We start from the raw sequence: 20,274 nt of genomic DNA on the forward strand, positions 1-20,274 counted from the left end.
ACATTGCAAACTATCCATTTGGCAGCATCAACCAGCCAATTCTCTTCGGGAGCCCCTCCAATGATTGAACTCAACGTGAACGGACAGGCCGTGAAGGCCGATGTACCCGCCGACACCCCCCTCTTGTGGGTGCTGCGCGACGCACTCAACCTCACTGGAACGAAATTTGGCTGTGGCCAGGCCCTGTGTGGCGCCTGCACCGTGCATGTGGACGGCAACCCCACCCGCTCCTGCAGTGTGGCGGTGGGTGATGTGGCCAAGAGCAAAATCACGACCATCGAAACCGTGGACCAAAGCCGTGAGGGCAAAGCCGTTCAGGCCGCCTGGCGAAAGCTCGATGTGGTGCAATGCGGTTACTGCCAAAGCGGCCAAATCATGAGCGCGGTTGCCCTGTTGAAAACCAACAAAACACCGACCGACGCCGACATTGATGGTGCCATGGGCGGCAACCTGTGCCGCTGTGCCACCTACCAGCGCATTCGTGCAGCCATTCACGAAGCCGCCAAGGCTTTGGCCTAAACCGGGAGCCGTACGATGACACACACCATTGAAAACATCAGCCGCCGCCGCTTTGTTCAAGCCGGGGCCGGCCTCACCCTCGGTTTTGTGATTCCCGGTGCCATGCAGGCCGCCGTATCGGCTGCCGAGTCAGGCCCGGGTAAAACCGTGGGCAGCGCAGCCGCTGGTGGCTTCGAGCCCAATGCGTTCCTGAAAATTGGCACCGACAACACAGTGACGGTTATTTCCAAACACCTGGAAATGGGCCAAGGCACCTACACCGGCTTGGCCACATTGGTGGCTGAGGAACTGGATGCCGCCTGGGGCAGCGTGAAAGTGGAAGGCGCCATTGCCGACGCCACCCGCTACAACAACCTGCTGTGGGGCCCAGCCCAAGGCACCGGTGGCAGCACCGCCATGGCCAACAGCTTTGAGCAAATGCGCAAAGCGGGTGCGGCTGCGCGCGCCATGCTGGTGTCGGCGGCAGCCAAACAGTGGAAAGTACCTGCCAGTGAAATCACCGTCAACGACGGCGTGGTGCTGCACAAAAGCGGCAAGAAGGCCACATTCGGCGAATTGGCCGAGGCCGCAGCCCAAGAGAAAGCCCCTGAAACTGTGGTGCTGAAAAAGCCTGAGCAATTCAAGCTGATCGGCAAAAAGGTACCCCGGCGCGACTCGTTTGCAAAAACCAATGGCACGGCCACCTTTACGCAAGACTTCAAATTGCCCGGCATGCTGGTGGCCATGGTGGCCCACCCACCCCAGTTTGGCGCCACGGTTAAATCATTCGATGCCACAGCCGCCAAAGCCATTGCTGGCGTGGTGGACGTGGTGCAAATTCCCCAAGGTGTGGCCGTGCTGGCCAAAGACACCTGGACCGCCAAAAAAGGGCGCGATGCCCTGAAGGTGCAGTGGGACGACAGCAAAGCTTTCAAAATGGGCAGCGACGAGATCATGGCCCAATACAAAGCCATGGCGCAAAAGCCAGGGATTGTGGCCAAACAAACTGGCAGCGTTGACACCGCATTCAAAGGTGCTGCCAAGGTAATGTCCCGAAGCTACGATTTCCCGTACCTGGCCCATGCGCCCATGGAGCCGTTGAACTGCCTGGTGCACTTGCAAGGCGACCATTGCGAAGTGTGGAACGGCGAACAACTGCACACCGGCGACCATTTTGCCCTGTCCAAAGTGTTGGGCTTGCCCATGGAAAAAATCCGCATCAACACCCTGTACGCAGGCGGTAGTTTTGGCCGCCGTGCCAACAAGGACTCCGACTACGTGGTTGAAGCGGCCATGATCGCCAAAGCCCATGGCGGCAAGGCCCCTGTCAAGTTGGTGTGGACCCGCGAGGACGACATGCGCGCCGGCTATTATCGGCCCATGTTCCACCACACACTGGAAGCCGCGCTGGACGCCAATGGTCAAGTCACGGGTTGGCGTCACCGCTTGGTGGGCCAGTCGATTGCAGCCGGTTCGGCCTTTGAAGGCATGATGGTGAAGGACGGTGTGGATGCCCTGTCGGTGGAAGGTGCAGCCAACCTGCCCTACGCCATTCCCAACTTCCAATGCGACCTGCACACCCCCAACAACATTGCCGTGCCGGTGTTGTGGTGGCGCTCGGTGGGCTCGTCCCACACAGCCTTCTCGACCGAAACATTCATCGATGAGGTGGCGCAGGCTTCTGGCAAGGACCCGGTTGCCTTCCGCACAGCCCTCCTGAAAAACCACCCACGCCACTTGGGCGTGCTGAAACTGGCGGCAGAGAAAGCGGGCTGGAACAAGCCACTGAAAGCCGGCAAAGCCGGAGAACGCCGGGGTCGCGGTGTGGCCGTGCACGAGAGCTTTAACAGCTATGTGGCCCAAGTGGCTGAGGTCACTGTTCAAAAGGACGGCAGTTACAAGGTAGACCGCGTGGTGTGCGCTGTGGATTGCGGTGTGGCCATCAACCCCGACGTGATTGCGGCACAAATTGAAGGGGGGGTGGGCTTTGCCCTGTCGGCCATGATGAACAGTGCCATCACCCTGAAGCAAGGCCAGGTGCAGGAAGGCAACTTCGACACCTACCCACAACTGCGCATCTTTGACATGCCCAAGGTGGAAACCCACATTGTGCCCTCGGCGGCACCCCCCACTGGCATTGGCGAACCAGGTGTTCCACCACTGGCACCGGCGGTGGCCAATGCGCTGGCTGCCGCAACCGGCAAACGGCTGACTGCCATGCCGGTGGACACAGCTCTTCTGAAGGCCTGAGGACTGCCATGGACACGATGGACGCACAGGTCCTCAATGCTGCCCTTCAGTGGGCAGCACAAGGGCACCGCTTTGCCACCGTGACTGTGGCGCGCACCTGGGGCTCTGCCCCCAGGCCACCGGGCGCCTGGATGGTGGTGCGCCACGATGGCCAGGTGGTGGGTTCAGTCTCGGGTGGCTGCATTGAAGACGATCTCATTCACCGCGTCACGCACGGGGAATTCAATGGCACTGCACCACTGGCGTTGAAATACGGGGTTACCACCGAGGAAGCGAACCGCTTCAACCTGCCCTGTGGTGGCACACTGGAATTGGTGCTGGAACCTTCAACCGATTTGACCGCGCTTGAAACGCTGCGCAGCTTGACCCACTCGGGTGCCTTGGCACGTCGCACTGTGGACCTGACAGCCGGCACCACTCGGGTTGAACCCGGTGAGCGAGCCGACACCCTGCAATGGACTGGCCAAGTGCTCACCACTGTACATGGACCACGCCTGCGGCTGCTGCTGATTGGTGCCTCGCAAATTTCCCGATATGTGGCCCCCATGGCCCACGCGCTGGGCTACGAGGTGCTGGTGTGCGATCCGCGTGAGGAGTATTACGCCAGTTGGGACGTACCCAACAGCCGTTGGCTGCCCGGCATGCCCGATGATGTGGTACTGGGCATTCAACCCGATGTACACACCGCCATTGTGGCCCTCACGCACGACCCAAAACTGGACGACTTGGCCCTGATGGAGGCCTTGCGAAGCCCTGCATTTTACGTGGGGGCTTTGGGCTCGAAGGCCAACAATGCCCGCCGAAAGGCCCGTTTGAAGGAGCACTTCGAGTTGCAAGCCGACGAGTTGGAGCGCCTGCATGGCCCCGTGGGGTTGCCGATTGGCAGCCGCACACCACCGGAAATCGCCGTGTCGCTATTGGCCGAACTCACGCAGGTGAAAAACCAGTTGCACCAACAGCCCACCGTGCGCTCTGCCTGCACCACACCTGCCGATGGTGTATCGGTTTGATTGTCGGTATTCTCTTGGCCGCAGGACAGGCCCGTCGCTTTGGCAGCAACAAGTTGATTCAGCCTTGGGGCTCACGGGGTGAGCCTGTGTTGATTCACAGCCTATTGTCACTCAAGGCTTCCTGCGACCAAGTGCTGGTGGTGGTGGGCCCACAGAATTACGCCGAATTGACCCCCTGGATTGAACAGCATGGCTGTGCCTGGACATTGGCCCCCGATGCCCATTTGGGCATGGGCCACAGCCTGGCCCATGGCATCGCCAACAGCCCACCCTGCCTTGGCTGGATCATCGGGCTGGCGGACATGCCCGCCGTGAATTGTTCCACCACGGTTCAATTGGCCGACGCATTGAAAGAAGGCCATTCAATTGCAGTGCCCGTGATGAATCAGCGGCGCGGCAATCCGGTGGGGTTCTCATTTGTACACCGGGTGTCGCTGATGCAATTAACTGGCGATGAAGGGGCCCGCAGACTAATCAAAACCCATGCAGGGCAAATCCATTGGGTGGAGGTGCAAGACCTGGGCATTCACCACGACATCGACCAGCCAGCCGATTTGCTCTGGCCTACCTCAGTGCCGAATCAGTAACCGGAATACACAATTTTCACCATCGGCGGCTTGCCGGTTTTGACATCGGGAATGTTGGACAACCCGTTGTACTCCAGCAGATTACGGCTTTCCAGTTCGTAAACCAAGGTTAACGGGTCCACCACAAAGCGCAACAGCGAATCGGGCTCAGCCCGAAGCTCCACGCGGGTTTTACCGTCTAGTTGGGAACTGCCGGTTTTCAAAATCCGGAAGCTGTATTCACTGCGCCGCCCCACCACACCAAAAGCCAGGGTTATTTTTTTGCCTGCATTCAAATCGGGCAAATTGGCCTGAATAAAAGCGTGAAAACCAGAGTCGGCACACATCGGGTTTTTCCGGTTGACCTTGTCCGACTCGGTTTTGCCGTTCTCCGTGGTTTGCATCACCACAAAGTCTTTGTTCACCTCGGTGATGGCCTCCGCATATTTCGAACGGGGAATGCTCATGGCTGTTAACGGAATGAAGGGGTCTGCCGAAAAATCCAGCTTCTTCTCAGCAATCAATTCACCAGTGGGCAACACATAACGAATCACACCCGACACCCATTTTCCGTTCCGGAACGTCTGGTTGTGCTGCTCGGTGTAAATCCACTGGCCGGAATCCTTGTCGTAGGCTTTGCCAATAAATTGCTGGGTTTTGCTGCCCTCATCGGCCCACACCACCGTGGGGCCCATCAGGCCCACACCCGCCAACACACCTGCAGTACCGGCCATCCATTCGCGTCGGTTCATGTTGCTCTCCTCGCTCAGCTGCGCTTTTCAAACAGATAATGCCCCACGCCCCATTCACGACCCAGGTTGTAGCCAAACAGCTCCGCCACCGCCATGTAAAACATGCGCCAGCGCTGGAACCAGATTTTGGCCTGTGCAGCGCCATAAGCTTTTTCAAACACGGGCATGATGTCTTTCTTGGCCGCATCCATGTTGGCCAGCCAGTGGTTGGCTGTTTTTTCATAGTGCTGCCCATTGATCCACCAACGCTGCACCACTTTCAGGTCGTCCTGGTAATGGAGGAAGAGGTCCGCACTGGGCATGATGCCACCGGTGAAAAAGTACTGACTCATCCAATCGGTCTTGTCCTTGACCACAAAATGGTAGGCCAGCTCCTTGTGGGCAAACACGTGCACAAACATGCGGGCCCCGGCATTCATCCAGCTTGAAATCTTGCGGAACAAGCCTTGGTAATTCTTCATGTGCTCAAACATTTCGATCGAGATCACCCGGTCAAAACCCGCCTCAACCCCTTCGCAGGGAAAATCAAAATCCACAATATTGGCGGTGATGATTTTCAGGTTCGTCAGGCTCAACTCACGAGCCCGTTGCTCGATGTACGCGCGTTGACCGTGTGAGTTGGACACACCCACCACTTGGGCTTGCGGGTAACGCTGGGCCATCCACAAACTCATGGAACCCCAACCGCAACCCAACTCGAGAATGCGCTGACCATCGGCCAGGCCAGCCCGTGCAGCGTATTGCTCAAACATGGCAATTTCAGCATCGGCCAGGGTTTCGCCACCGGTTTCATACCAGGCGCAAGAGTACTTCTTGCGGGGGCCCAGGTGCAGGTGAAAAAACTCGGCAGGCACTTCGTAGTGCTGCTCATTGGCCGCATCGGTGTCGACCGCAATCGGGCTGGCCCGCAGCTCTTCCACCAGCGCGCTCAGGCGGGCACGGGCCACTTCTGGCTGGTCGGCATACTCATCGTCCAGACGCTGCTGGATCAAGCCGCGCATGGCGGCTCGCACCGCTGCATCGGGCACCCAGCCCCGCTCGCAGGCCTCAATGGCCGCATTGGTGGCCAGGTTCAAAACAGACAATTTCAATTGGCTCACCCGTGGACTGGCCGCGGGTGCGCTGGAAGTTGGGCTACGCATGAATCAACAAACCTACACAATCAGGATTTTGGAAACCAGGGAATAAAGGCGGAAGTGGTGCGAATGTACTCGGCATACTCTGGCCGAGTTCGTGCAGCCTGGGCTTCGGTGGCTGGAATACCGGACATTTTCAGCAGCAGGAATGCCATCACTGCCGGCGGAATGAGGGACAAAAAGCCCCAGGGGGCGCCCAAGGCCAATGGCACATAGGCCACCCAATGCACACATTCGAAAAAATAGTTGGGGTGGCGGGAATACTTCCACAGGCCTTGTTTGCAAACCCGCCCTTTGTTGGCCGGGTTGGCCTTGAAGGCTGCCAATTGACGGTCTGCCAAGGCCTCACCAGCAATCGACACCACCCACAGCACCACACTCAGCCAAAGCCACAGGGGTGCAGGTGCGTCGCTGCGTTGCGCAGCCACAGCCAAGCCCAGGGCAATCAACATCGAAAACACCACCTGCACCTGGAAGAAAGTCCACATGCGCAGGTTTTGGGATTCACCCCACTCCTTGCGCAATTGGGCATAACGGCCATCTTCGGCATGCCCATGGTTGCGAAACCAGAGGTAAGTGCCCAGGCGCAGGCCCCACACCAGCGGCATGATGCCAATCAGCCAACGCACCTCGATCGGGGCTGTTGAATTGAGCGCAAACCAGGGGCCCAGCGCGCCCAATGTCCATGCCCACACGGCATCCACAATACCGGCGTTGCGGGTTTTGAGCTGTACCGCCCACACTGCAGTGAAAATGACGACCAGGCCGAGCCAACCCAGTCCAAATACGGTCCACGCATTCATCTTGTTCACATCCATTCAAAGGCCACCCAATGGCCCTACCCAGTATACGTTACAGGGTCTTGAATAGATGCACCCCGGCAGGAATAGTTCTCCTCACACCGCCGACGGCAGTGTTGCATCGCCGGGCACTGTTTTCAAAAATCGCTTCAAACACGCAATGAATTCATCCACATCCAGGGGCTTGACCAAAAACTCATCCATCCCCAGTTCCAGGCACCGTTGCCGCTCACCGGCCATGGCGTGTGCTGTCAGGGCCACAATCGGGACATGTGCATTGTAGACACCACAATCCCCACGGCGAATCATCCGGGTGGCCTCATAGCCATCCAGAACCGGCATTTGCCCATCGACAATCACCAGATCCACCTCATGCGCCTTCAGGTGGTCAATCAATTGCTGACCATTGGCCACCGATGCAGCCTGAACACCGTAGCGCTTTAAAATGCCCAGAATGATTTTTTGATTGATGGGCGAGTCTTCGGCCAACACCACTCGGCCTTCAAATTGATGCAGTGCTGGCTCGACAGACTGACGCTCTGGGTTCACCATCGACCCCGCAGCCCCATCGCCCATCACCTGCTTCAAGGCTTCGGCCAACTTCACAAAGCTGAGTGGCTTTAGCACAGAGGCATCCACCCAGGCGTAAGCATTGGGCTCACCGGCCACCTTCAGCGACAATTGATCAATCAGGATCACTTTCAAATGGCCTTGGCTTTTCAGTTGCTGCAAGCGCTCGCGGACCTTGGGTTGGTTCAGCAAACATTTGCGGCTCACGAACAGCAGGTCTGTCGTGTTGCTCTGCGCGGGCTCAGTGCTTGAGCCCAAACGCTCCAGCATGGATTGTCCATCACAGGTTTCCAAACCCAGGTGATGCAATTGCGACTCCACATACCGCTGAAGTATATCGGTACTCATCCAGACCCCCAACTGGCCACGGGGCCGGCAGGAGGCCGGCAATACCGTCGCTGGGTCAGATTGCTCAATCAACCGGATGGGCAAACTGAACTCCACCCGTGTGCCTTGGCCCAACACACTGTCCAACGCAATATGCCCGCCCATCCATTCCAACAACTCATGCACAATGGTCAAGCCCAGGCCTGTTCCGCCCCGGTGTTGCCCTGTGGGGTCCTGGCTGGCCTGTTTAAAACGCTGAAACACGCGCTGACAGTCTTGTGGCGCAATACCGATGCCGGTATCGCCAACCTCCACGAACAGCACATGCCCATCGGCAGCATGGCTGGCCTCTCGGATGGACCAAGTCACCTGAACATGGCCAGCATCGGTGAATTTCACCGCGTTGCCCACGAGATTGAACAAAATTTGGCGCAGGCGTGTTCCATCCGCTTCAATCAATGTGCTGAAGCTGGGATTGAAGGGACAAATCAGTTCGATGTTTTTCTGCTCTGCCTCCAGAACAAAACTCTCGGCCACCTCATCAAACAACTGTTCCAGCTTGACAGGGCCCTTTCGAATGACAAATCGACCACTTTCAACGCGCGACAGGTCAAGAATATCGTTCAGCAAATTGAGCAATGTCTTGCCACTGGCGCGAATGGTTTTAATCAAATCCTTCTGAGTGGCATCCAGTGCCGTGTGCAACAACAGCTCGGAAGCACCCACCACACCGTTCATCGGTGTGCGGATTTCATGGCTCATGTTGGCCAGGAATTTCGACTGGGTGTGCTTGGCCTCAATGGCCTCATGCATCGACTTTTCCAAATGCTGCTGAACGACTTGACGCTCTGTCACCTCACGTTTTAACCGATCATTCAGGTCGATCAACTCCTGCAAATTCGGCAATGAGAGGATCAACTTCAACTTGGGAATCAAATACAGTGCAGTGGCCACCGACACCAAAGCCGTGAACGCCTTCGCGTAACCTTCAAACAAGTACAGGGGCACCCACAAAGTCGCAATGCCCATGACATGGGTGACCCCACACGCCAAAATAAACAGGGCGAACAGGTAATACACCGTTTGCAACGAGCCCAGGTTCTGGCGTTTGCTGATCCACAGCAAACTCACCGGAATGGAAAAATACGCGAGCGCGATCAGCAGGTCTGAACCCACATGAAGGCCGAGCAAAAACGGGTTCCAGTTGATGCAGAACCCGTGCGGTAAATATTCGTTCAATTGCATGGTTGACCCCGGATCGCCCGTTGTTGACATCAAGCGGGAGGATTAAGGAACACGTCCAGCACCTACCCATTTCCGGACATACAATGATTGTGACAGGCTATACGCAAACCAATTTGACAAAATAGACCCCAGCAATGGCATATATCAAGCAATTGAGGTGAAATGCAGATTTAACCGGCAAGGTTAAGAGAGGGCAAAGAATGCTTCAGATCTGGACCAATCACGTACAACGATGTACCCCGTGCTCCTTTGAATGGTAGAAAGCCCAACATACCTTTAACCGCATGAATCGATGCACAATAAAAGCTTATTGCACTCAATCTGAATGGTAAGCAGCCAGGCCACCGTTCACGGCGTTGCTGAGAAATTGCTTCTCGACATCTTTCAATGAATTGCGTTTCGCCATGGGTACTGCCTTCACAACAAACTGCGTGTGAAGGCATCATAAATCAAGCAAGCATGGGGTCAATACGGATAGCGGTGGTGATGGTGGTAACCGCCGCCGCCATAAAAGCCGAATGACACCACCGGGGGAGCCCGGTAGTACACGGGTGGCGGGCTGTAGTACACCGGTGCCGGGCTGTACACCACCACGGGTGCTTGCTGAACCACATAACCCGGGCATGCGCCCACTGCACCGCCGGGGTATACACACTGGGGAACGGGTACGGGCTGTGCCTGAACCACGGCCGGTGCAGGTTGCACGACAACCGGCGCCGGGGGCGGCACACTGGGGCCCGGTGAGCTGGCGATGGCCGCACCCAGCAAACCGCCGAGCACCAGGCCACCCATGGCCGCACCGGCCCGGTCTGCATGGCTGGGGGTGGACACCAACAGGGTGGATGCTGCCAGCACTGTGGCAAACAATTTGACTGCCTTCATTGGACGACTCCTGCTGAAAGGCTGCGCCTTGTGCGTGCCTTATTCACCCAACATAACGCAATCGGCGTCTTCAGGTTATACAGACCGGGACAAGATCCTTGCTGGGTCAGGCGCCGAACATCCATAACGACTCCAGCCGAGTATCAACAGCAAATACCAGGGACTGTGCCATGCTGACCATCCGAAGATTTGTTGCAATGCCGATCGGCCTAACCCTACTCCTGTCGGCCTGCATGGGCAGCGGCGAATCCGGTCCAACCACTGGTCGCATCAACAGCACGCAGGTCAATCAATCGGCGTGCAGTAATGCCGAGGGCCAGGCCGATGCCCGCTGGGTGTCGGCATGGGGCGTCACGCGGTCCACAGGCACCGCACCCACAGACACCACCGTTCGCAACATTGCCCGGGTAACCACACAAGGCAATCACATTCGCATCCGCTTCATCAATTTAAGCGACCAGCCGATTGAAATCGGAGCCGCAACGGTGGGCCTGCGGGATGGTGCTGTCGGCGCCAATATCAAACCGAACTCCAATCGAGTGCTCAGCTTCAATTGTGGCCAGCCGGGCGTCACCATTCCACCCAACACACCGTCGTTTTACAGCGATGCCATTGCATTTCCGGTCAACAATCAGGACGACCTGGCCATCAGCCTGTATGTCAAAGGCACCGCCAACCCGGGAGAGTTTGGCGCCACCTGGACTGAATCTTACAAATTGCCGAATGGCTCTGGTGATCAAACCCGAAGCAACTCTGGCGCGGGATACGGCCTGATTGATGACAGCCGATTTTCATCCGTGCCGGGCACTCCACTGACCTGCAACGGCTGCCTGGTGTACGCCATTCGCGATGTTGAAGTGCTAAGCAGTGATGCCCAAGGGGCCATGGTGTTTTTGGGCAGCTCCAGCTTTCACGGCTACAACACCACGCAAAACGGATACAAACGCATCAGCGACCTGCTATCGGTCAAGATGTTGAGCGAACTGGGCACCGGGCAGCGAATGACTATAGTCAACCGGGGCATTGGTGGTGACACACTGGAAAATGCCAGTGCAACGCGACTGGAGCGGGATGTGTTTGACACTGTGGGCGTGCGCGCCGTGGTGGTGTGGGTCACCAACGACCTGGCTGACCGCACAGCCGATGAAATCATCGACAATTATCGATCGGTGATCGCCAAAGCGCACAGCAAGAATATCCGGGTGTTTTGTCCAACCTGGTTACCGGGCGCGCAGTCCATGCAGGCCAACCTCAATGGTGAGCGGAAAAAACTCAATGACTGGATTTTGAACAGCGGCGAATGCGATGGCACCGCCGACTACAACAAAACGGTGGAGGCCCCCGGCGGGCTGACCTACCTGCCCCAGTACAACAGTGGCGACTTCATCCATTCCAACGATGCAGGCCATGCCTTGTGGGCGCAAGTCACCCCGTTGAAAACCTGGGTGGAGAAAAGTCGTTAATCGATGCGGAAGGTCGGCCTCTTTTTGAACCCAACACGTACTGACAGGCGAAAAAAAAGCCCACATCACTGTGGGCTTTTTTGTATTTGGCTCCCCGACCTGGACTCGAACCAGGGACCTGCGGATTAACAGTCCGTCGCTCTACCGACTGAGCTATCGGGGAAAGAGCCGAGATTATAGCAGCGAAAATTTTTTGTGCAAGCGCGAATCGGTGCGATTCACCAATTTGCGCGACTTTTTTCAAAAAACTGTCGCAAACCTCGAAAACCCTTCACCGAAGCCTTTAGGCCAGGGCTGTGGTAATGCGGTCGCAGGCCTTTTTCAGGTTGTCCATGGACGTTGCAAATGAAATGCGGAAGTAACCCTCGGCACCAAACGCGGAACCCGGCACCACAGCCACACCCGCTTCCAGCAGGTAGGCGGTCAGTTCCAGGTCGTTGGCAGCCTTGATCTTTCCTTCTGCAGCCAGCTTGGTGATGGCCTTGCGGGCATCCACAAATGCATAAAACGCACCTTTGGCCTTCAGCGTGCTGATGTTGGGGCAGGCGTTCAGTGCGGCGGTCACAAATTCATTGCGCTCACGGAAAGCTTTCACCATGGGCACCAGGCAACCCTGGTCACCATTTAGCGCAGCCTCGGCAGCCACCTGGGAAATCGATGTGGGGTTGGAGGTAGACTGGCTTTGCAGGTTGGTCATCACGTCGATCAACTTGGCCGGGCCAGCGGCATAACCAATCCGCCAGCCAGTCATGCTGTAGGCCTTGGACACACCATTCAACACCACGGCACGGTCTTTCAGGCCGGGGCAGGCGTTCACGATGTTCACGAAGGGCTCACCGGTCAGGTTGATGTGCTCGTACATGTCGTCCGTCGCCACAATAATGTCGGGGTGCTTCAACAGCACTTCGCCCAGCGCAGCCAGCTCTTCCTTGGTGTACACAGCGCCCGTGGGGTTGCTGGGGCTGTTGATCATGAACATTTTGGTTTTGGGGGTAATGGCCGCTTCCAGTTGTGCAGGCGTAATCTTGAAGCCCTGCTCAATGCCGGCAAACACCAGCTTGGGCACGCCACCGGCAATTTCAACCATGTCGGCATAGCTCACCCAGTACGGGGCGGGAATCACCACCTCATCACCATCATCGATGGTGGCCAGCACCATGTTGAAAATACACTGCTTGCCACCCACGCCAACCACCACTTCATTGGCTTTGTACTCCAGGTTGTTGTCGCGCTTCAGCTTGGCGATCACGGCGTTTTTCAGGCCGGGGGTACCGCCCACGTTGGTGTATTTGGTGAAACCGGCATCAATGGCTTTCTTCGCCGCTTCCTTAATGTGATCAGGCGTATCAAAGTCAGGCTCACCAGCACCCAGGCCGATGATGTCCTTGCCCTCGGCCTTCAGTTGGGCGGCCTTGGCTGTGACAGCCAGTGTTGGAGAGGGTTTGATCGTAAGTGCGCGTTTTGAAAGCATGATTTCGGTCTGTGGCTCGTGAAAATTGGAAAAGTCAAGTCTGGAAATAATTTCTATTTCAGACGATAATGCTCGATTGGCACATCACAAATGGCGCTGTTGAAGTGCAGAGTCGCATTCAATGTGGTGTTCAACTCCGTGTGAAGCTCAGCGGCAACGTGTTCCAAACCTTGCAAACCCATGATTCTACGGGAAAGAACACCGCCTTGAAACACCTTTGTTGCAGCACAATAAAAAGCCCAATCAACTGTGGTAGCCCGGCATCACGATTTTAACATGACCCAAGGTTTCGTCTCTTTTCCAGACAGCCCATTCCAGCTGTACCAGCCTTACCCACCGGCCGGCGACCAGCCGACCGCCATCGGCAAGCTGGTGGAAGGCGTCAACGACGGCGAGTTTTTTCAAACCTTGCTGGGTGTGACGGGCTCGGGCAAAACCTACACCATGGCCAACGTGATTGCCCAAACCGGCCGCCCTGCCCTGGTGCTGGCACCCAACAAAACACTGGCTGCGCAGTTGTACGCCGAAATGCGGGAATTCTTCCCCAAAAACGCGGTGGAGTACTTCGTCAGCTATTACGACTACTACCAACCCGAGGCCTACGTACCCAGCCGGGACCTGTTCATTGAAAAAGACAGTTCCATCAACGAACACATTGAGCAGATGCGCCTGTCCGCCACCAAAAGCCTGCTGGAACGGCGCGACACCATCATTGTGGCCACGGTGAGCTGCATCTACGGTATCGGCGATCCCTCTGACTACCACGCCATGATTCTGCAGTTGCGCCATGGCGACAAATTCAGTCAGCGGGACATCTTGAAGCGCCTCATTGCCATGCAATACAAGCGCAACGACCTGGATTTTTCCCGGGGTACCTTCCGTGTGCGCGGCGACACCATTGACGTATACCCAGCCGAACATTCCGAACTGGCGGTGCGCATTGACCTGTTTGACGATGAAATCGACGGCATCCAACTGTTCGACCCGTTAACGGGCAAGATTCGCCAAAAAATTCCGCGCTTCACCATTTACCCGAGCAGCCACTATGTAACGCCTCGGGCCACGGTGTTGAGGGCCATTGAAACCATCAAGGAAGAGTTGCGCCAGCAATTGGACTTTTTTGTGAAGGATTCCAAGCTGGTGGAAGCCCAGCGGCTTGAACAGCGCACCCGGTTCGACCTGGAAATGTTGCAGGAATTGGGTTTTTGCAAAGGCATTGAGAATTACAGCCGCCACTTAAGCGGTGCAGCGCCTGGCGAACCGCCCCCCACCTTGATTGATTACCTGCCGAAAGACGCATTGTTGATCATTGACGAAAGCCACGTCACCATTGGCCAATTGGGCGGCATGTACCGTGGCGACCGGTCCCGCAAGGAAACACTGGTCAACTTCGGCTTTCGTCTGCCATCTGCCCTGGATAATCGCCCCTTGCGTTTCGAGGAATTCGAGTCCAAAATGCGCCAAACTGTGTTCGTTTCAGCCACGCCCTCGAAATACGAGAAAGAGCATTCTGGCCAGGTGGTTGAACAATTGGTGCGCCCCACCGGGTTGATCGACCCGGTGATTGAAGTGCGCCCAGCCACCACCCAGGTCGATGACCTGCTCAGCGAGATCCACGAACGGACCCGAGCCGGCGATCGAGTATTGGTAACCACGCTGACCAAGCGCATGGCCGAAGACCTCACAGACTACCTCAGCGACAACGGTGTCAAAGTGCGCTATTTGCATTCCGACATCGACACAGTGGAACGGGTGGAAATCATTCGTGACCTGCGTCTGGGTGAATTTGACGTGCTGGTGGGCATCAACCTGCTTCGGGAAGGACTGGACATCCCCGAGGTGTCGCTGGTGGCTATTCTGGATGCCGACAAAGAAGGGTTTTTGCGCAGTGAACGCAGTTTGATCCAGACCATTGGCCGGGCCGCCCGCAACTTGAACGGCAAAGCCATTCTGTATGCCGACCGCATCACCGACTCCATGGCACTGGCCATGTCAGAGACTGCGCGCAGGCGCGAAAAGCAAATTGAGTTCAATACGGCCAACGGGATTGTGCCCAGGGGCGTTAGCAAAGAGATCAAGGAACTTATCGACGGCGTGTTTGATCCAAACGCTTCCAAGGCGAAAAAAGCCGAGAAAGCGCTGGAATCCGCGCCATTGGGTGAGAAGCAATTGGCGAAGGAAATCAAGCGCTTGGAGAAGCTGATGCTTGAACATGCCAAAAACCTTGAGTTTGAAAAGGCAGCCCAGGTGAGAGATCAGTTGGGTGTATTGAAAGAGCAAGTATTTGGCAGCAAGGGTGAAAGCAACATCACCTCCCTTGATGCAAAACGTGCATAGCTTTATTTCATTGAAAAATCTTGAAATAATGGTGCGCGGCCCAATTTATGTTTGATGGCTTCAGCGATAGGAAACCAACGATGAAAAGCAAAGTCTTGTTTGTGTGCATGGGAAACATTTGCCGCTCCCCCACAGCGGAAGGCGTTTTCAGGCACATGGTGACAGAAGCCAAACTGGACCATGAGATCAGCGTGGATTCAGCCGGTACCCATGCCTACCACCTGGGCAATACACCCGACCCCCGTGCAGTGGCCGCAGCAGCCAAGCGTGGCTACGACATTTCCGGGCTGGTCTCACGCCAGGTCACCGCCGAAGACTTCCGCGACAGCGATGTCATTCTGGCCATGGACTGGGACAACATGAGCCTGCTGCAACAGCAGTGCCCACGCCAGTACGCACACAAAATTCAACTGATGATGCGTTACGCCACAGAGCACGACGAAGCAACCGTGCCCGACCCCTATTACGGCGGCCCTGACGGCTTTGACACGGTGCTGAACTACATCGAAGACAGCTGCACAGGGCTGTTGGAGGTGTTGCGCAAGCGCGTGTTTCAGTTCGCTGCTGCTTAAATCGGCAGTTAACGCACTGAACAAGTGGGTTTTTAGAGACCGCTGGCTGAAAGGCTGGCGGTTTTTTATTGCCCCGCGCAAAACGGTAGCCCGTGCTTTTTTAGCCCCCGGCAACGCCGGTAGCCCGGTCCGAACGCCCCCCGAATGTAAAGGTTGCCCCGCGCCTTCAAACCGGACCGATAACTCGCCACTGCGTGGCTCAAACATCTCGGTCCGTGTGTTCGAATGCTGTGCGGGTCAAGCCGATCCGGGGGCTGACTGTTCGGCGCCGGGCATACCGGCATTGCTGGGCGCGCGGCCTGCGCGGTTCCCGACCGTCTTTTTTGGAGGGTCGACCTCAGCAATCGCGAGGCTCAGTTTTTGAACAACAGATTGGCCGTCGCAAAGGGGTGTGAATGCGCGGGCGGCTCACCAAGCGCTGGTAAGCGCCACATGGGTATGCAGCGCCATCGCTCAACCAAAAAAGTCTTTGACCTTGTCCATCCAGCTCTTGGCACGGGGTGAGTGCTTGTCACCATCGGCCTCACAGCTTTTCTCGAACTCGCGCAACAGTTCCTTCTGTCGGTCCGACAATCGCACCGGCGTTTCCACCACAATGTGGCAGAACAGGTCACCCTGAATGGACGACCGAACGCCCTTGATGCCCTTGCCGCGCAGGCGGAATGTCTTGCCGGTTTGAGTACCCTCTGGAATGTCAAAAGAGGCCTTGCCACCCAGCGTGGGTACTTCAATGGTTCCGCCCAAGGCAGCGGCTGCAAACGACACAGGCATTTCACAATGCAGGTCATCGCCATCCCGCTGGAAGACTGCATGCTCCTTCAAGTGCACTTCGACATACAAGTCGCCCGGTGGGCCACCATTGACACCCGGTTCACCTTTGCCGCTCAAGCGTACGCGCATGCCGTCATCAATACCGGCAGGGATTTTGACTTCCAAGGTTTTGGTGGTTTTTTTGCGGCCAACACCGTCGCAGTCTGGGCAGGGAGAAGGAATCACTTTTCCGGTTCCGTGACACTTCGGACAGGTTTGCTGCACACTGAAAAAGCCTTGGGTCATGCGCACAGCACCGGCTCCACCACAGGTGGAGCAGGTTTCAGGCTTGGTGCCCGGTTTGGCGCCCGAGCCATGGCATGTACCGCAATTGTCCCAGGTGGGCACGCGGATCTGAGTGTCAAACCCTTTGGCGGCCTGCTCCAGGGTAATTTCCATGTTGTACTTCAGGTCAGAACCCCGGTACACATTGGACTGGCGACTGCGTCCACCGCCACCAAAAATATCGCCAAAAATATCGCCAAAGGCTTCCGAGAAGTCCGAGAATCCAGCACCACCGCCACCGGCTGCGCCCATGTTCGGGTCAACACCAGCATGTCCGTAACGGTCATAGGCTGCGCGCTTCTGCGGATCTGTCAGCATCTCGTAGGCTTCTTTGGCCTCTTTGAACTTGGCTTCTGCGTCGGCATTGCCTGGGTTGCGGTCCGGGTGGTACTTCATGGCCATTTTTCGATAAGCCTTTTTCAGCTCATCGTCAGTGGCGTTTTTCTGAACACCCAGAATGTCGTAAAAATCCCGTTTTGCCATGTCTGTCTCGTTGGGTGGAAGGCTCACACCATGAGCCTCCAATTACACAAAAAGGGCGGAACCGAAAACGGTGGTCGCCCTTTGAACAAGGCGGGCTTTCCGAAGAAAACCCGCAGTGCTGCATTACTTGTCTTTCACTTCCTTGAAGTCGGCATCGACCACATCATCGGCGTCTGGCTTGCTGGAAGACTCGGCACCGCTGGCACCACCTGCAGCACCCGCAGCCGCGCCTGCTGCAGCTTGCTCAGCCTGCATGTCGGCGTACATCTTCTCACCGAGCTTTTGGGCGGCTTCAGCCAATTCCTTGGTTTTGGCATCAATGGTGTCTTTGTCATCACCCTTGGCGGCTTCTTCCAGCGCCTTGCAAGCGGCTTCAATTTTTTCCTTCTCACCGGCTTCCAGCTTGTCGCCATACTCACCCAAGCTCTTGCGGGTGCTGTGCACCAGCGCATCGGCCTGGTTTTTGGCTTCGGCCAGTTCACGGCGCTTGGCGTCGTCCGCAGCATTGGCTTCGGCGTCTTTCACCATTTTCTGGATCTCGTCTTCCGACAAGCCAGAGTTGGCCTTGATGGTGATCTTGTTTTCCTTGCCAGTGCCTTTGTCTTTGGCGGACACATGCAAAATGCCGTTGGCGTCAATGTCGAAGGTCACTTCAATTTGTGGCACGCCCCGTGGTGCGGGTGGAATGCCTTCCAGATTGAATTCGCCCAGGCTCTTGTTGTCGCCAGCCATTTTGCGTTCGCCCTGGTACACCTTGATGGTGACTGCCGGCTGATTGTCATCGGCCGTGGAAAACACCTGGCTGAACTTGGTCGGGATGGTGGTGTTTTTGGAAATCATGGTGGTCATCACACCGCCCATGGTTTCAATACCAAGAGACAGCGGCGTTACGTCCAGCAGCAGCACGTCTTTGCGGTCACCACTCAAGACCGAACCCTGAATGGCAGCACCGGCGGCCACCGCTTCGTCGGGGTTCACGTCTTTGCGGGGTTCCTTGCCGAAGAAGTTCTTCACGGCCTCCTGAACCTTGGGCATGCGGCTTTGACCACCCACCAAAATAATGTCGTCGATGTCAGCGGCCGACACGCCCGCGTCTTTCAGCGCAATCTTGCAAGGCTCAATGGTGCGCACAATCAGGTCTTCAACCAAGGACTCCAGCTTGGCACGGGTCAGCTTGGTGGTGAGGTGCACAGGTGCGCCGTTGGCCATCGCAATGTAGGGCTCGTTGATTTCGGTCTGCTGTGAGGAGGACAGTTCGATTTTTGCGCGCTCGGCAGCGGCCTTGATCCGCTGCAGGGCGATCGGGTCTTTGGACAAATCAACGCCGTTGTTCTTCTTGAACTCGTCGATGATGTGGTCAATGATGCGCTGGTCGAAGTCTTCACCGCCCAGGAAGGTGTCACCGTTGGTGGACAGCACTTCAAATTGCTTCTCGCCGTCGATGTCGGCAATTTCAATGATGGACACGTCGAAAGTACCGCCGCCCAAGTCGTACACGGCAATCTTGCGGTCGCCCTTTTCGCTCTTGTCCATGCCGAACGCCAAGGCCGCAGCCGTGGGTTCGTTGATGATGCGTTTCACATCCAGACCAGCAATGCGGCCGGCGTCTTTGGTCGCTTGGCGCTGGCTGTCGTTGAAGTAAGCAGGCACGGTGATGACGGCCTCGGTCACTTCTTCGCCCAGGTAGTCCTCAGCAGTCTTCTTCATTTTGCGCAGCACTTCAGCAGACACTTGGGGTGGCGCCAATTTCTGGTCACGCACTTGAACCCAGGCGTCGCCGTTGTCGGCCTTGATAATGCTGTAAGGCATGAGACCGATGTCTTTTTGCACTTCTGCATCACCAAACTTGCGACCAATCAGGCGCTTTACGGCATACAGGGTGTTCTTGGGGTTGGTCACAGCCTGGCGCTTGGCCGGTGCGCCCACGGTGATTTCACCGTCTTCCATGTAGGCAATGATGGACGGTGTGGTACGCGCACCTTCCGAGTTTTCAATCACCTTGTAGCCGCCGGCTTCAAACACTGCCACGCAAGAGTTGGTGGTTCCCAAGTCAATCCCGATGATTTTTCCCATGATTTCTCCGTATTCCTAAATGTCTGCTGATTGTCTGCTTAGGCCTGATGTGGGGTTTTACCCTGCCAATTCAAGCCCATATCCATTCAAAAACTGATGATTGTTCAGCCGGTTATTGCGCAACCGACACCAATGCCGGGCGCAGCACGCGTTCGTTCAACAAATAACCCTTCTGCAGCACCGCCACCACGTGGTTGGCGGCCACCGGGGGCTCAACCGAGTTACCGGGCACCATCGCCACAGCCTGGTGTTGATTGGGATCAAACTTCTCGCCCACCGGGTTCAGCAATTTCACCTTGTTGCGCTCAAATGCGGACTCGAGCTGGCGCAAGGTTGCTGACACGCCCTCTTTCAGGGCTTCAAAGGTCTGGTTTTCAACGGCCAGGGCCATTTCCAGTGTGTCACGCACGGGCAACAGGCTTTCGGCAAAGCCTTCGATGGCGAATTTGTGGGCCTTGGCCACATCCTCTTGGGTGCGCCGGCGCAGGTTTTCCATGTCAGCAGCCAGGCGGAGGTACACCTCTTTGGCCTTGGCGGCCTCATCCTGGGCGGCAGCCAACTGGCCCCGAAGATGATCCATCTCGGATGGTGCAGTCGATGCTGCTGGTTCACCCACATCGGCTTGCGGGGATGGTTGAGCCTGCGACGCGGCTTCTTCTTGCCCAGCGTGTTCTTCGGGAGTCGGCTTTCCAGTCGGCTCTGACATCTTTTTATCCTCCGAATCAATAACTTGGGGCGAGGGTC

The 20,274-nt window shown here is 56.6% G+C and carries 16 protein-coding genes and 1 tRNA gene; 7 read left to right on the plus strand and 10 right to left on the minus strand.

Going from position 1 to position 20,274, the window contains the following annotated elements:
• The first annotated feature begins 60 nt into the window (after positions 1-60).
• From NQT62_RS07665 to NQT62_RS07680, 4 genes are read left to right on the plus strand one after another with little or no spacing between them, the layout of a single operon-like run.
• Entirely contained in the window at positions 61-519 is a 459-nt protein-coding gene (locus NQT62_RS07665; RefSeq protein ID WP_256764082.1) for a (2Fe-2S)-binding protein, read from the plus strand.
• Positions 520-534: 15 nt separating this feature from the next.
• Entirely contained in the window at positions 535-2,748 is a 2,214-nt protein-coding gene (locus NQT62_RS07670; protein WP_256764083.1) for a xanthine dehydrogenase family protein molybdopterin-binding subunit, read from the plus strand.
• 8 nt (positions 2,749-2,756) lie between these two features.
• The gene (locus tag NQT62_RS07675; protein WP_256764084.1) at positions 2,757-3,758 is read left to right on the plus strand and encodes an XdhC family protein; all 1,002 of its coding nucleotides are present in this window, start codon (positions 2,757-2,759) and stop codon (positions 3,756-3,758) included.
• Positions 3,755-4,345: a nucleotidyltransferase family protein gene (locus NQT62_RS07680; RefSeq protein ID WP_256764085.1), complete on the plus strand. Its 591-nt coding sequence runs from the start codon at positions 3,755-3,757 to the stop codon at positions 4,343-4,345. Before NQT62_RS07675 ends, NQT62_RS07680 begins: the two co-directional genes overlap by 4 nt.
• Here the strand turns inward: NQT62_RS07680 and NQT62_RS07685 are convergent.
• From NQT62_RS07685 to NQT62_RS07705, 5 genes are all read right to left on the minus strand, one after another.
• Positions 4,339-5,076: a hypothetical protein gene (locus tag NQT62_RS07685; RefSeq protein ID WP_256764086.1), complete on the minus strand. Its 738-nt coding sequence runs from the start codon at positions 5,074-5,076 to the stop codon at positions 4,339-4,341. The genes NQT62_RS07680 and NQT62_RS07685 overlap by 7 nt on opposite strands.
• A 14-nt stretch (positions 5,077-5,090) precedes the next feature.
• Positions 5,091-6,218 (minus strand): SAM-dependent methyltransferase, encoded by a 1,128-nt coding sequence (locus NQT62_RS07690; RefSeq protein WP_256764087.1) that lies wholly within the window; start codon positions 6,216-6,218, stop codon positions 5,091-5,093.
• A 20-nt stretch (positions 6,219-6,238) separates the two neighbouring features.
• Positions 6,239-7,030, minus strand: coding sequence for a DUF1295 domain-containing protein (locus tag NQT62_RS07695; protein WP_256764088.1), 792 nt, complete (start codon positions 7,028-7,030; stop codon positions 6,239-6,241).
• Positions 7,031-7,108: 78 nt separating this feature from the next.
• Positions 7,109-9,154: an ATP-binding protein gene (locus tag NQT62_RS07700; protein ID WP_256764089.1), complete on the minus strand. Its 2,046-nt coding sequence runs from the start codon at positions 9,152-9,154 to the stop codon at positions 7,109-7,111.
• 465 nt (positions 9,155-9,619) lie between these two features.
• A complete protein-coding gene (locus NQT62_RS07705) occupies positions 9,620-10,036 on the minus strand; it encodes a hypothetical protein (protein ID WP_256764090.1) in 417 nt (138 codons plus the stop codon).
• A 170-nt stretch (positions 10,037-10,206) separates the two neighbouring features.
• Between NQT62_RS07705 and NQT62_RS07710 the strand changes: the two genes are divergently transcribed.
• Positions 10,207-11,499, plus strand: coding sequence for a GDSL-type esterase/lipase family protein (locus tag NQT62_RS07710; protein ID WP_256764091.1), 1,293 nt, complete (start codon positions 10,207-10,209; stop codon positions 11,497-11,499).
• A gap of 87 nt (positions 11,500-11,586) precedes the next feature.
• On the opposite strand, the gene NQT62_RS07715 is transcribed toward NQT62_RS07710, so the two are convergent.
• Positions 11,587-11,662: transfer RNA gene (locus NQT62_RS07715), tRNA-Asn, on the minus strand.
• A 120-nt stretch (positions 11,663-11,782) separates the two neighbouring features.
• Positions 11,783-12,970, minus strand: a complete 1,188-nt coding sequence (locus tag NQT62_RS07720) for a pyridoxal phosphate-dependent aminotransferase (RefSeq protein WP_306173583.1) — start codon at positions 12,968-12,970, stop codon at positions 11,783-11,785.
• A gap of 276 nt (positions 12,971-13,246) precedes the next feature.
• Between NQT62_RS07720 and uvrB the strand changes: the two genes are divergently transcribed.
• Together uvrB and NQT62_RS07730 are read left to right on the plus strand one after the other, a co-directional pair.
• On the plus strand, positions 13,247-15,307 hold the full coding sequence (gene uvrB, locus NQT62_RS07725) for an excinuclease ABC subunit UvrB (protein WP_256764092.1): 2,061 nt from the start codon (positions 13,247-13,249) through the stop codon (positions 15,305-15,307).
• A gap of 80 nt (positions 15,308-15,387) precedes the next feature.
• Positions 15,388-15,879, plus strand: a complete 492-nt coding sequence (locus NQT62_RS07730; RefSeq protein ID WP_256764093.1) for a low molecular weight protein-tyrosine-phosphatase — start codon at positions 15,388-15,390, stop codon at positions 15,877-15,879.
• Positions 15,880-16,332: 453 nt separating this feature from the next.
• Here NQT62_RS07730 and dnaJ read toward each other — a convergent pair whose 3' ends face one another.
• From dnaJ to grpE, 3 genes are all read right to left on the minus strand, one after another.
• Positions 16,333-17,457, minus strand: a complete 1,125-nt coding sequence (dnaJ, locus tag NQT62_RS07735) for a molecular chaperone DnaJ (protein ID WP_256764432.1) — start codon at positions 17,455-17,457, stop codon at positions 16,333-16,335.
• Between the two features lie 123 nt (positions 17,458-17,580).
• A complete protein-coding gene (gene dnaK / locus NQT62_RS07740; RefSeq protein WP_256764094.1) occupies positions 17,581-19,530 on the minus strand; it encodes a molecular chaperone DnaK in 1,950 nt (649 codons plus the stop codon).
• A 112-nt stretch (positions 19,531-19,642) separates the two neighbouring features.
• Entirely contained in the window at positions 19,643-20,236 is a 594-nt protein-coding gene (gene grpE / locus NQT62_RS07745) for a nucleotide exchange factor GrpE (protein ID WP_256764095.1), read from the minus strand.
• Positions 20,237-20,274: the final 38 nt, after the last annotated feature.

This window comes from Limnobacter humi, assembly GCF_024518835.1.
In the GTDB taxonomy this organism is placed as follows: Bacteria; Pseudomonadota; Gammaproteobacteria; order Burkholderiales; family Burkholderiaceae_B; genus Limnobacter; species Limnobacter humi.

Excerpts from the sequence above, each read along its gene's own strand:
- NQT62_RS07665 (WP_256764082.1), top strand. The coding sequence starts at position 61 with ATGATTGAACTCAACGTGAACGGACAGGCCGTGAAGGCCGATGTACCC.
- NQT62_RS07670 (WP_256764083.1), top strand. The coding sequence starts at position 535 with ATGACACACACCATTGAAAACATCAGCCGCCGCCGCTTTGTTCAAGCC.
- NQT62_RS07675 (WP_256764084.1), top strand. The coding sequence starts at position 2,757 with ATGGACACGATGGACGCACAGGTCCTCAATGCTGCCCTTCAGTGGGCA.
- NQT62_RS07685 (WP_256764086.1), bottom strand. The coding sequence starts at position 5,076 with ATGAACCGACGCGAATGGATGGCCGGTACTGCAGGTGTGTTGGCGGGT.
- NQT62_RS07690 (WP_256764087.1), bottom strand. The coding sequence starts at position 6,218 with ATGCGTAGCCCAACTTCCAGCGCACCCGCGGCCAGTCCACGGGTGAGC.
- NQT62_RS07695 (WP_256764088.1), bottom strand. The coding sequence starts at position 7,030 with ATGGATGTGAACAAGATGAATGCGTGGACCGTATTTGGACTGGGTTGG.
- NQT62_RS07700 (WP_256764089.1), bottom strand. The coding sequence starts at position 9,154 with ATGCAATTGAACGAATATTTACCGCACGGGTTCTGCATCAACTGGAAC.
- NQT62_RS07705 (WP_256764090.1), bottom strand. The coding sequence starts at position 10,036 with ATGAAGGCAGTCAAATTGTTTGCCACAGTGCTGGCAGCATCCACCCTG.
- NQT62_RS07710 (WP_256764091.1), top strand. The coding sequence starts at position 10,207 with ATGCTGACCATCCGAAGATTTGTTGCAATGCCGATCGGCCTAACCCTA.
- NQT62_RS07720 (WP_306173583.1), bottom strand. The coding sequence starts at position 12,970 with ATGCTTTCAAAACGCGCACTTACGATCAAACCCTCTCCAACACTGGCT.
- uvrB (WP_256764092.1), top strand. The coding sequence starts at position 13,247 with ATGACCCAAGGTTTCGTCTCTTTTCCAGACAGCCCATTCCAGCTGTAC.
- NQT62_RS07730 (WP_256764093.1), top strand. The coding sequence starts at position 15,388 with ATGAAAAGCAAAGTCTTGTTTGTGTGCATGGGAAACATTTGCCGCTCC.
- dnaJ (WP_256764432.1), bottom strand. The coding sequence starts at position 17,457 with ATGGCAAAACGGGATTTTTACGACATTCTGGGTGTTCAGAAAAACGCC.
- dnaK (WP_256764094.1), bottom strand. The coding sequence starts at position 19,530 with ATGGGAAAAATCATCGGGATTGACTTGGGAACCACCAACTCTTGCGTG.
- grpE (WP_256764095.1), bottom strand. The coding sequence starts at position 20,236 with ATGTCAGAGCCGACTGGAAAGCCGACTCCCGAAGAACACGCTGGGCAA.